We start from the raw sequence: 12143 nt of genomic DNA, 5'->3' as shown, positions 1-12143 counted from the left end.
TGAGTGCGGCGGCTCGGCCGGAGGCGGAGCCTGGGGCGGTGGCGGTGGCGGCGTGGATGACATCGTCGGTAACTCCGGCTTCGCGGGAATGTGTTGGGGACCAGGATCGGCCCTGATGGGACCAAGGCCCTCATGGGACCAAGGACCCGATGGGACCAGGGCCGGCCCTCGTGGGACCGGCACCTCGTCGTACATGAACGTCGGCCAGGGTCAGGCCCCAGGCCCCGGGTCCAGGCCCGCCCGGCGGCTGCTACGTCGGCCCGGGCCCGACCGTCATCGCCGGAATTCTGTGCCGCCCGGTCGGCCTGGTCCCGTTCACCTCTGTCCCGGCGCCGCGAAGCTCGGTGGCGGGCGCGCTGGGCAACGGCTTCTTGTCCGCGTACGGATGGATGGTGCCCAGGCGCTCCACACCGCCACGACGGCTGCTGCGCCGGGCGCCCAGCAGCGCCGAGAACAGGATCAGCAGCAGGATGGAGACCCAGAGCAGCGTCATCGGACTCGCGTAGTGCCGGAACTTGACCCAGAAGGCACTGGTGTCGTGCCAGGCGAAGGTCTGGTTCTCCTTGACCGTGACACCGCCGTGGGCCCGGCTGGTGTCCACCGCGCTCGGGCCGACACCGGCCACCACGTTGTACGAGACGGTGGACTTGTCGATGCCGCCCACCAGGGAGATCCCGTGGTTGGTCGCGTCCTGGACGGTGTTGCCCCGTACCTCGGCCTGCGAGTCGCGTATATAGACACCGGTCTCGGTGCCCTCGATGATGTTGCCGGTGACCGTGGCCGCCGACACTCCGTCGCGTACGGAGATGCCCTGCCGCGTCTGACCGGTCAGATGGTTGCCGGTGATGGCGACCTTGGTGGCGTCCTCGCGGGCCACGATGCCCATGTCGCCGCCGTCGACCTCGTTGTTCTGCACGCCGACGTTCACACCGCCGAAGACCTCTATGCCGTACCGGCCGTTGTCGCGTGCCGTGCTGTCGGACACCGAGTTGGAGCCGTAGCTGGCGGTGGTCTCACCGGAGGCGGAAGGACCGTTGGCCAGCGGCCGGCCGCTGAGCGTGAAGCCGTTGCCGCCGTTGGACAGCGCCTTGGAACCGGTGACGCGGACCTGCTGGGTGGCACGGGACAGGACGAAGCCGTCGCCGCCGTTGCCCTGGGAGACGGTACGGTCCACGACCACGTTGGTGACGCCGCGGTGCAGCACCACACCGTCCTCCAGGTTGTTGATCACCTTGGTCCGGATGATGTTGGCTCCGGTGGCGCCCGAGAGGAACAGCCCGTACAGATTGCCCGAGATGGTGGAGTTGGTGATCTCGGCGGACACATAGGACAGATCGGGCACCGAGAACCGGCTGTCCGGAGCCGCCAGTTCACCGGCGGGCTGAGCGATCACACCGCCCGCGCGGGGCGTCTGCTCCGACTCCTGCTCGGCCTTGTCGTCGGCCGCCGCCAGCTCACGCCGGTTGAGATCCTGCTCGCCGTCCGTGTACTTGATGTTGCCGGTGTCGGGCCGGTCGGTGCCGGTGAGACTGAGACCGCCGGTACGGCCGCTCCAGAAGCCCAGATCGGAGACCTCGGAATGGGTCATCGAGAACTGGCCGCCGATGGCGCGCACATAGGCCCGCCCGTCCCGTACGTCCGTGTCGGGCTTGTTGGTGGCGGGATCCCAGCTGCTGATCCGCATCGGCGCCTGCGGAGTGCCCTCCAGGGTGAGCCGGCCGCCGAACGAGACGATGGAGACAAAGCCTCTGCTGTTGCTCGCCAGCCGCAGTGTCAGCCCGCCCGGGCTGGACAGCTTCAGCTTCGCGCCGGCGAGCAGATAGATGTTCTCGGTCAGCAGGTACGAGCCGTCGCGCTTGCTGCGCACAAAGGTCTGTGGCGCGAGTTTGAGCAGGTCGGAGACGCCGTACGGCTGGGTGCGCGGTGTGAACACCAGGGTGTAGCCGCCACCGGTGTCCAGCCGGTACGGCCGCGTCCACTTCTGGCCCTTCAGCGGAGCGACGGCGGCCACCGCGCGGACCTGGTCCAGCCGGTGGTCCTCCTCGGCGACGAGCGCGGTCTCGTTCTCGGCGTCCTCGGCCGTGGTGATCTGCTGTCCGTCCTTCCCGTCCCCGCCGTCGGCCGGCGCGGCGAAGGACGCGGGCGCCGACGAGCCGAGGAACAGGGTTACGGCGAGAGGCAGTACGGCCGCGAGGCGCGCGGTACGAAGGCTCCGCCACCCGAACCGCCTGCGCGCGCGTCCGTACCCGCGCCCGAGTCCGTGCCCGTACCCGAGTCCGTGCCCGTGCTCGTACCCGAGTGCGTGCCCGTGCTCGTACCCGGGCTGTCCGCCCGCGCGTCCGTGCTCGCGTCCCTGCTCATGTCTGTGCTCGTGAGTCATCTCTGGACCACCCCTGCTCGGGAAGCCGCGTCGGACGAAGCCGCGCCGGAGGCCTGGCCGGGCACGGAGGCCGCGCCCGGGATCGCGCCCGCCCGGCCCGCGTTGATGAGGGAGGCGGAGTCCTGTCCCTCGCCGCCCACGCTGGTGCTGGTACGGGTCAGCCAGCCCTGCTTGTTCATGGTGACGAAGGCGTACAGCTTGATCGGCAGTGAAATCATGATGACCACCAGCGCCAGCAGCGGCAGCAGGAAGATGTCCTGCGGATATCTGCGCAGATGGGAGTAGCCGCGGATACCGCGTCCCACGATGAGCCAGATCAGTACGAGCACCACGCCCCGCCCGTTCAGCTCCAGCCTGCTGAAGAGCAGATAGCCCAGCGCCATGCCCATCGTCACCGGCGTCAGCAGGATCTGGAGCACGGTGATCTTGGTGACCAGCGGTGCCTGCCAGAGCCAGCCCTTGTAGAGCGCGGTCAGATAGCAGCGGTAGGAGTTACGGCTCCAGCGCACACGCTGCTTCACAAAGGCGGAGAGCGAGGACGGGAACATCGACAGCGCCCGCGCGGACGACTGGTGCACCGTCCTGTAGCCGGACGCCAGCACCAGCCAGGTCAGCCGGCCGTCGTCACCGGCCACACAACGGCGGCCGAGGAAGAACTCGTTCTCCAGGTTCTCCAGCACCGGCTCGATCGCCGAGCGCCGGTACGCCGCCGTACGGCCGGACAGACACGCCACCGCGCCCGCCCGTCCCATGGCCGGGACGTAGTCGTAGTAGCGGAGGTTGACCAGCCAGTCGGCCACCCGCCGCCAGACGCTGGTCTCTCTGAGATAGACGTTCTGCTGGGTGCCGACGCCGCCGACCTCGGGATCGATGAACGGCATCTGGACCGCCGCCAGCAGTCCGGGCTGCCAGCGGGTGTCCGAGTCGACCAGTACGACGAGTTCGCTCGTTGCGGCCCGGATGCCCACACCCAGGGCCGACCGCTTGCCGCGGTGCTCGAACGCCAGCACCCGCACCCGCGGATCCTCCACCTGCGCCAGTCTGCGAAGTACTTCCGTGTCCTCCACGTCCGGCACGATGATGATCTCGGCCGGATCCTGGTTCAGCCAGGTCTCCAGACAGTCCATCAGGATGTCCGGATCCTCGCGATAGGCCGGGACCACGACCGAGACCGTGGTACGGAAGTCGTTCACCACCGGTCTCGCGAAACGGGAGAGCACCGCACGGTAGAGCCACAGCGCCCACACGAAGGCGCCGGCCAGGCCCAGTGGCATCACCTCACGCCACGATGTTTCTCCTACCGCCGTGACGATCCATGACCATATTTCATCGAAAAAGCCCGACACCTACCGTGCCCCCCACCCCACATGGCGACTGATTTGAGTCAGATATGCGCGTGACGCGCAACTGTACGGGAGAATCTAGGGCCAATGTGAGTAACTCTTCACACCTGAAACGCAGGGTTCACTCACTCTTCTCCGGATACCTCCACACCTCGGTCACCGTTGGTGAACAGGGCCCGCGAGGAGAGGCCGGCGGAGAGGGCAAGGGAGAGAGCAGGGGAGGGGCGGACGGAGCCCGGAGGGCGGTCAGGCGACCTCGTCCAGGCCGGGCACGACCATGAGCGGTGCCGCGGTGTCCGGCAGGACCAGAGGCTGTTCGGTCCAGATGCATTTCCCGGTGGCCGTGTACCGGGTGCCCCAGTGCTCGGAGAGCGCGGCGACCATCTGGAGCCCGCGCCCGCCCTCGTCGGTCTCGGTGGCGCGCCGGATGCGGGGCGTCGTGGGGCTGCCGTCGTAGACCTCGCAGACCAGGGTCGTGCTGTGCAGCAGACGCAGCCGTACAGGGCCTCGGGCATGCCGTACGACATTGGCGATCAGTTCGCTGACGAGCAGTTCGGTGGTGGTCACCAGGTCTTCGAGATGCCAGGCGGCGAGCTGTTCGCCCACATGCTTCCGGGCGGTGCCCGCGGACTGCGGATCGTCGGGCAGGGTCCAGGTGGCTACGGCGTCGGCGGCCAGCCGGTGGGCTCGTACGACGAGCAGCGCGGCGTCGTCGGCGTTCTGCTGGTCGGCCGGGAGCAGATCGGAGGTGAGGGTGTCGCAGAGCTCGTCCAGATCGTCGTCGGGGCGCTCGCCGAGGAGCTCGGCGAGACGGCCCATCCCGGCGTCGATGTCACGGCAGGCCGACTCGACCAGCCCGTCGGTGTAGAAGACCAGAAGGCCGTCCTCGGGGACCGTCAGTTCCACCGTCTCGAAGGGCGGTTCGGCCGCGCCCAGCGGTGGATCGGGGGCCGACTCCGGGAAGGACACGGTGCCGTCAGGGCGGACCACGGCGGGCGGCGGATGGCCGGCGCGGGCGAAGGTGCAGAGACCGCTCGTCGGGTCGTACACCGCGTAGAGGCAGGTGGCGAAGGAGTCGTCGCCGAGCCCGGCGATCAGGTCGTTGAGATGGACCAGGATCTCGTCGGGCGGCAGTTCGAGGTCGGTGAGCGTCCGTACGGCGGTCCGCAGACGGCCCATGGTGACCGCCTCCGGCAGCCCGTGGCCCATGACATCGCCGATGACGAGGACGACACGACAGCCGGAGACCGGTATGACGTCGTACCAGTCGCCGCCCACGTCCATGCTCTGCCCGGCGGGCAGATAGCGGGCGGCGGCGGTGACGGCGGGCAGCGCGGGCAGTGTCTGCGGAAGCAGCGTGCGCTGGAGCTGCTGGGCGCGGCTGTGCTCGGCGTCGTACAGCCTGGCCCGTTCCAGCGCGTGCGAGACCAGACCGCTGACCGCCATCAGCAGTGTCTGTTCCTCGCCGGTGAAGTGGTGCGGCTCGTCGAAGGCGATCACACAGACGCCGATGGCCCGCCCGGAGACGATCAGCGGCAGGAACGCCCAGGCCTGTTTGCCTATCGCGACCGGCCGGTCGGCGTGCTCCGGATAGGTCCGTACGTACTCCTCCGGCGTGGCGCAGAACCAGGGCGCGCGGGTGCGCAGCCGGTCGGCGCCGGGCGACCTCACCGACATCGACGCGCCGCTGACCTTGTTCAGGAACGCCTGGGGATAGCCGACGCTGCCGACGACCCACATCCGGTCGTCCTCGTTGACCTGGATGATCAGTCCGGAGGCGCCGAACGGCGGCAGCACGCGCCGGGCGACGGCGTCGGTCACATCCTGGGTGGTGATCGCCTCGGCCAGATCGGCGGTCAGCTCCTGGATACGGGCCGCGCGTTCCGCTGCCCGCCGTTCGGCCGCCACCCGGTCCGCCTCGCGCTGTCTGGCCTCCGTGATGTCGGCGAAGTAACAGGCCAGACCGTCGGGTACGGGAACGAGCCGGATATGGAACCAGCGCCCGGTGTCCGGCCACTCCGCGTCGAAGCCGACGGCGGTCGCTCCGGCGGCGGTCTCGCGGCAGCGGGACTCCAGGCCGGGCACCCGCCGTACCACCGGCACATCCCACAGCACGGCGCCGACCAGTTGACGCCGGGAGGAGTTCAGCAGGCGCTCCGCCTGCACATTCACGAAGGTGATCCGCCACGCGCCGTCCAGGGACAGGAATCCGTCGCTCATGAAGCGCAGCGCACGGCGGATGGCATCACGGCCGATGCCCGACTCGGTGCTGTCCCACGCCGTGCCCACGACGCGGTAGGGCCGTCCGTCGCCGTCCGACTCCGCGCGTCCGCGGACATGGGCCCACATCGTGGTTCCGTCGTCGGGGCGGCGCACCCGGTACTCCAGGTCGATCAGTCCGAACGTACGCACCGCCTGGTCCCACTCGCCGGCCACCCAGGGCCGGTCGTCGGGATGGATGATGCTCATCCAGGTCTCGGTCCGGCCGTCGTAGGTGTCCGGATCGAAGCCGAACGTCTCCAGCAGGGAGTCGTCGACATGGAGGCGTCCGGAGGGCGCGTGCAGCTCCCAGGAGCCGATACGTGTCGCCCGGAGCACATCCTCCGCCTCGGGCGTCTCCGGAGTCCCTGGCGCCGGCGCGTACGTCGTCCCCGACACATCGGGCGTCCCTGGCGCATCGGGCGCCCCCGGCACGGCCTGCCGATCCGGGGGCGTGACGACGGGTTCCCCGGCGCGTCGGAGGCGTTCGGCGGCCCATGCCGCGACGGCCCGAAGCGTCTCCTGCTGTGCGGCGGCCGGCTCGCCGGGAGTGGTCGTCACCACGGAGAGCGCCCCGAACGGTCCCTTCCGGGAGATGAGAGGTGTGGACACCATGCCGGTGCCAAGACCGGCGGGAGCGGGCAGCCATACGGTGCTGCCCTCGCGCACGGCCTCCGTCGGAGCCTTCGGAGCGCCGTCCGGTATCCCATCCCACGATCGGGTGAACGCTCTGGGCAGACCACTGACGGCCACGAGATACATGCGCTGGGTGTTCGCCGACCCGCGTAGATGAACCGCCCCGCCGAGGCCGCCGAACTCCGCGACCGCCTGCTGGAGGGCGAGCCGCAGCACCTCGGTCTCCGGGAGAACGGCGTCCACGGCATTCAGCAAAGCCAGCCGCTCGTTCATATGCGCCAATCATAGCCAAATCGGATGAGAAGCGTGCTTGTGGGTCCATGGTGTCCCTTACCCCGCACAAGCACCACTCCTTCCGGGTCTATCCGGGTCCGTCCGGGTGCCGCTAGCTGATCAGCTCCCTGCCCGACTTGACGGCGTCGGTGCTGCCCTTGACGACGCCCTTGGCGGCAGCCACCTTCCTGCTCACTTTGTCGCCGATGACGCCCTCCACCACCGGGCCGGCCTCTTCGCCGACGGCCGACGCGGTCTTGGCGGTGCTGCTCAGGGTGTCGCCGAGATCGGCCGCCTGGGCCGCGGAGGGAAGGACGGCGGCCAGCAGGGCGGAGCCCGCCGCGGCGAGGAGAAAACGATGCGAGTTCATGATCGGTACAACGCGCGGAAGCGCTCCAGGGCACGCGACTGGCGCCCGGCGGCCGGCGGCCACCGGCCGGGCGCTCCACGGGTGTCCGGTCACGGTAGGCAGCGGTTCCTCTTGCGGATAACCACGGCCTAGCGTGAATGCATGAACACCAACGCGAACACCAACACCGACCGTAAGGGCGCCTTCGCGGATACGACGATGCCCGCCGTCGCGTACCGCAAGAGCCTGCCCATCGACGATCCGCAGAGTCTGGAGGACATCGAACTGCCCGTCCCCGAGCCCGGTCCGCGCGATCTGCTCGTCCAGGTGGAGGCCGTCGCGCTCAATCCGGTGGACTGCAAGGTCCGTCGGAACACCGATCCCGGCGGGAAGCCCAAGGTCCTCGGCTGGGACGCGGCCGGCACGGTCGTCGCGGTCGGCGACGAGGTGGAGCTGTTCCGCGTCGGGGACGAGGTGTTCTACGCCGGTGCGGTCGACCGGCCCGGCGCCAACTCCCGCTTCCACGCCGTGGACGAGCGCCTCGTCGGCCCCAAGCCCGCCACGCTCGGTTACGCCGAGGCGGCGGCGCTTCCGCTGACCGGGCTCACCGCGTGGGAAGGGCTCTTCGACCGGATGGGGCTGCGCACCGGAGCCCTGGAGCAGACCGGAGCACTGCTGGTGACGGCGGCGGCGGGCGGAGTCGGCGCCATGGTCGTACAGCTCGCGCGGGCGCTCACCAGTCTGACGGTGATCGGTACCGCCTCGCGCCCGGAGACCGTCGAGTTCGCCCGCAGGATGGGCGCCCACCACCTGGTCGACCACCATCGCCCGCTGGTCGAGCAGCTCAAGGAGGTGGCTCCGGACGGGATCGACTACATCTTCGGCACGGTGGCCACCGACCGGAACATCAAGGCGTATGCCGAAGTCCTCAATCCGTTCGGGCACATCGTGTCGATCGACGACTACGACTCGCTCGACATCGGTGTGCTCAAGCGGAAGAGCCTGTCCTTCCACTGGGAGTTCATGTTCACCCGCTCGCTCTTCCGCACTCCCGACCGACAGAAGCAGGGCCATGTCCTCGCGCAGCTCGCCCGCCTTGTGGACCAGGGAGCGCTGACGACGACCGCCACCCGCGATCTCGGTCCCGTCAACGCGGCCAACCTCCGTGAGGCGCACCGGATCCAGGAGTCGGGCACCTCGATCGGCAAGATCACTCTCAGTGGTTTCTGATCACATCCGGCCTACCCTGAAACATTTCCGCGGGCCCACCGCGTCGATGAGTTGTAGGGACGTGAGCAGCAGGAACGGGGACCGCGTGGCGAGCAGCCGCGCGGACCCAGGGACCGGGATCGGGGACGAGTATGCGGCGCGTGGCGCTGTTCGGACGCATCGGCGGGGAGGGCGTATCCACCTCCCGCGCCGATGACTTCAGAGAGTTCGCGGCCGGCCGCACCAACCATCTCTTCCGCTCCGCATGCCTTCTGACCAGCGGCGACACTCATCTCGCCGAGGATCTGGTGCAGGAGACCCTGGGCCGGATGTACGCACTGTGGGGCCGGGTCTCCCGGATCGACAATCCCGCGGCGTACGCGCAGACCGTTCTCGTCCGTACCTTTCTCACCCATCAGCGGCGGCGCTCGGCCACCGAACGGCCTCTCGGCGAGATTCCCGACACGGCCGCGCTCCCGGGCGACGATCCCGCCTTACGTGTCGCGCTCCTCGACGCGCTCGGACGTCTGACGCCCAAGGACCGTGCGGTGGTGGTACTGCGGTACTGGGAGGACCGCAGCATCGACGAGACCGCCGAGACGATGAACGTCAGCCCGGCCGCCGTGCGCACCAGATCGGTGCGGGCGCTGGCGAAGCTGCGCGCGCAACTGGGCGGCCGATTCACCGAGTTCGCCGACCGCTGACAACTGATTCCGTCCGGCTGAACGAACAGGAAGCGGGGTCGAACCATGCCCTCCGACAACCATTCCGACCGAGCCCAGGACCGAGCCCTCGAAGGGCCTTCCGAGGACGTGTCCTTCGAGGACGGACTCGCCGAGGCGATACACCGCACCGGCGACACCTTCGCGCCTCAGGACCGGGCCGTCCTGGTGAACAACTCTGTGACGCGTGGCCGCCGCCTGCTGGCCCGACGCCGTACGGCCGCGGTGACGGGCAGTGTGCTCGCCCTGGCGGCCGTCGGTATCGGCGGCGGGTACGGAGCCGGCCTGCTGGGCCCGGACCAGAAGGCCGCCGGGGAGGTCGGGAAGGCCGGGAAGGCCGAGAGCGCCCAGTGGGCGGCGGAGCCCCCGGGGACGATCACCGGTCCCACGGCGGCGGGCGGCGGGAGTATGACCGCGATTCTCGCCCGGCTGCTGCCCGCCGGAAAACTGAGCGAGACACGGGAGCGCCAGATCGGCGAGAGCGGCGGGCCCAGCGTGGTGGGAGTCTTCGACGACGGCAGGGGCAAGGCCGGGATCTCGGTCTCGCTGTCCCGCGCCAACGGCCTGAACAGCGCCCAGCAGGCAACCTGCCCCGACAGGGTCTTCACGCCGTACGACGACTGCACGGAGACGGAACTGGCCGACGGCGCCCGGCTCGTGATCTTCCAAGGGTACGAATATCCCGACCGGCGCGAGGACACCAAGAACTGGCGGGCCGAACTGCTCACCTCCGACGGCTTTCTGATCAACGCGAATGAGTACAACGCGCCGTCGCAGAAGGGCGCGAAGATCTCCCGGGCCGACCCGCCGCTGAATCCCGGGCAGTTGACGGCCCTGGTCACCTCGGACAAGTGGCGCGGAACGCTGAACCGGCTGCCTCCGACACCGCCGACGGGCAAGGAGCCCGCGGACGGCACCACCGGTGGGGTGGACGGAACCGTGACCGGGATCGATGCCGGCAAGACACTCGTCTCACTGCTTCCCCGCGGGTTGAAGGTGACCGGCCAGGGCGGCCAGGGCGCGGAATACGCGTATGTGGTGGTGGACGACGGCAAGGGCCTGAGCATGGTGCAGATCAATGTCCAGCCCGGTAGTTCGGACCTCGCCAAGGAACTGTTCACCAAGGCCACCACGCTGCCGGACGGCACACTGCTGGCGACCCAGCAGGGACCGGGCGACAAGGGTGTTCCGGGCGGCGCCATGTGGACCGCCGACACTCTGCGGCCCAACGGTCTGCGCGTCGTGATCTCCGCCCTGAACGCCGGTGGCCCGCACAGCGCGCCCTCCCGCAGCACGCCCGCGCTGACCATGAAGCAGCTCATCGCGATCGCCACCAGCAAGAAGTGGCGCGCGATCCCGTAACCGCCTGTCGCATCCGCTCCTCAGCCAGGGCGCCTCGCTGCCTTCCTCCTCACTTCGCGTCGGAGTACCGCTCCACCGTCGACGTCGTGAACGGGAACCGCACCGGCGTCTCTCCGAAGGCGATCCGCCCGGCCAGCTCACCGGCCGCGCGGATCGCCTTCGCGACCTCCGCCGACTCCTCCTCCGGGCAGTGCACGATCACCTCGTCATGCTGGAAGAAGACCAGCTCGGCCCGCATGTCCGCGGTCGCCCGGCGCAGCGCCGCCAGCATCAGCAGGGCCCACTCGGACGCGCTGCCCTGGACGACGAAGTTACGGGTGAAACGGCCACGGGCCCGGCCGTTCGACGACGCGTAGCCCGGAGTGAACTCACCGCCACCGCCCGCCGTTTCATCCGCGCCCCGCCCTGTGCCCGATCCCGTTCCCGGTCCCATGGGTATCTCCTGTGGAATCCCGGCCTCGTCGGCGTCCTCCGCACCGGCCGCCCGAGGGCTCGTCCGCCCGAGCCAGGTCCGTACGAGCCTGCCCTCCTCGCCCGCCCGCGCGGCCTCGTCCACATAGGCCACCGCCAGCGGGAATCTCCGGCGCAGCGCGGCCAGATTCTTCAGCCCGTCGCCGGAGGTCTGGCCGTAGACCGCTCCCAGCAGCGCGACCTTCGCATGGGCCCGGTCGCCGGAGAACGCCCGGTCGGAGAGCGCCGTATACAGATCGCCGTCGTGTCCTGCCACCTCCATCAGCCCGGGATCACGGGAGATCGCGGCCAGCACCCGAGGCTCCATCTGATCGGCGTCCGCCACCACCAGCCGCCAGCCCTCGTCGGCGACGACCGCGCGCCGGATCACCCGCGGGATCTGGAGCGCTCCGCCGCCATTGGTCGTCCAGCGGCCGGTGACCGTACCGCCCGGCTGATACTCCGGCCGGAACCGGCCGTCGCGCACCCAGTCCTGGAGCCAGCTCCAGCCGTGGGCCGTCCAGATCCGGTAGAGCTTCTTGTACTCGATCAGCGGCTTGACCGCCGGATGGTCGATCTCCTCCAGCTCCCAGCGCCGCGTCGAGCGCACCTTGATCCCGGCCCGCGCGAAGGCCTTCACCACCTCCGCGGGCAGATCGGGCCGCACCCGCCGCCCGAAGGCCTCCGACACCTCGTCCGCCAGCTCGGCCAGCCGCCTGGGCTCGCCTCCGCCCGCGTAGCGCTCGCCGAGCAGCTCGTGCAGCACCTCCCGGTGCACATCGGCCCGCCAGGGCAGTCCCGCGCGGTGCATCTCGGCGGCCACCAGCATCCCGGCCGACTCGGACGCCGTGAGCAGCCGCATCCGGCCCGGGTGCTCGGCGGCCAGGTGTCTGCGCTGTTGCTCCGCGTAGACATCGAGCAGTCCCGCGAACGGGATTCCCGCGCCCGCGTGCGGCTCGAACAGCGAGGACTGGGAGCCCGGCTCCGCCGAGCGGGCCGGCGGATCGGGCGGCACCGGCGCGTTCCGCAGCCGGGCCCAGGCCGCGGCGGCCGATCTGGGCTCACCGAGCCGCCCTTCGTGGCCGAGCAGCAGCAGCTCCGCCACCTCGATGTCATAGCACCGCTCGATCCGCACGCCCGCCGCGAGCAGCCGTGGATAC

8 protein-coding genes are annotated in these 12143 nt (G+C 69.8%); 3 read left to right on the top strand and 5 right to left on the bottom strand.

The genetic code is table 11. From position 1 onward, the window contains the following. Positions 1 to 250: 250 nt before the first annotated feature. The 4 genes from GA0115259_RS18145 to GA0115259_RS18130 all read right to left on the bottom strand — a co-directional run bounded on the left by GA0115259_RS18145 (position 251) and on the right by GA0115259_RS18130 (position 7261). The gene (locus tag GA0115259_RS18145; RefSeq protein ID WP_093597967.1) at positions 251 to 2380 is read right to left on the bottom strand and encodes a right-handed parallel beta-helix repeat-containing protein; all 2130 of its coding nucleotides are present in this window, start codon (positions 2378 to 2380) and stop codon (positions 251 to 253) included. Continuing rightward, a complete protein-coding gene (locus tag GA0115259_RS18140; RefSeq protein WP_202450108.1) occupies positions 2377 to 3654 on the bottom strand; it encodes a glycosyltransferase family 2 protein in 1278 nt (425 codons plus the stop codon). The genes GA0115259_RS18145 and GA0115259_RS18140 overlap by 4 nt, the downstream gene beginning before the upstream one ends. 315 nt (positions 3655 to 3969) lie before the next feature. After that, entirely contained in the window at positions 3970 to 6891 is a 2922-nt protein-coding gene (locus GA0115259_RS18135) for a SpoIIE family protein phosphatase (protein ID WP_093597961.1), read from the bottom strand. A gap of 112 nt (positions 6892 to 7003) precedes the next feature. Beyond that, positions 7004 to 7261 (bottom strand): hypothetical protein, encoded by a 258-nt coding sequence (locus tag GA0115259_RS18130; RefSeq protein ID WP_093597958.1) that lies wholly within the window; start codon positions 7259 to 7261, stop codon positions 7004 to 7006. Between the two features lie 141 nt (positions 7262 to 7402). Here GA0115259_RS18130 and GA0115259_RS18125 point away from each other — a divergent pair, with 141 nt between their 5' ends. The 3 genes from GA0115259_RS18125 to GA0115259_RS18115 all read left to right on the top strand — a co-directional run bounded on the left by GA0115259_RS18125 (position 7403) and on the right by GA0115259_RS18115 (position 10533). Further along, the gene (locus GA0115259_RS18125; protein ID WP_237540146.1) at positions 7403 to 8470 is read left to right on the top strand and encodes a zinc-binding alcohol dehydrogenase family protein; all 1068 of its coding nucleotides are present in this window, start codon (positions 7403 to 7405) and stop codon (positions 8468 to 8470) included. Positions 8471 to 8610: 140 nt separating this feature from the next. Beyond that, positions 8611 to 9153 carry a SigE family RNA polymerase sigma factor gene (locus GA0115259_RS18120; protein ID WP_256098037.1) on the top strand — a complete coding sequence of 181 codons (543 nt, stop codon included), beginning with the start codon at positions 8611 to 8613 and terminating at the stop codon, positions 9151 to 9153. A 45-nt stretch (positions 9154 to 9198) separates the two neighbouring features. Further along, positions 9199 to 10533 (top strand): hypothetical protein, encoded by a 1335-nt coding sequence (locus tag GA0115259_RS18115; protein WP_202450107.1) that lies wholly within the window; start codon positions 9199 to 9201, stop codon positions 10531 to 10533. A 49-nt stretch (positions 10534 to 10582) separates the two neighbouring features. Here the strand turns inward: GA0115259_RS18115 and GA0115259_RS18110 are convergent. Beyond that, the coding region (locus GA0115259_RS18110; RefSeq protein WP_107469209.1) for a bifunctional 3'-5' exonuclease/DNA polymerase at positions 10583 to 12143 on the bottom strand (1561 nt) is incomplete at its 5' end.

The sequence above is a fragment of the Streptomyces sp. MnatMP-M17 genome (assembly GCF_900091995.1).
GTDB lineage: Bacteria > Actinomycetota > Actinomycetes > Streptomycetales > Streptomycetaceae > Streptomyces.
The sequence above is the reverse complement of the archived record's forward strand: the minus strand, read 5'-3'. Positions and strand labels throughout refer to the sequence as shown.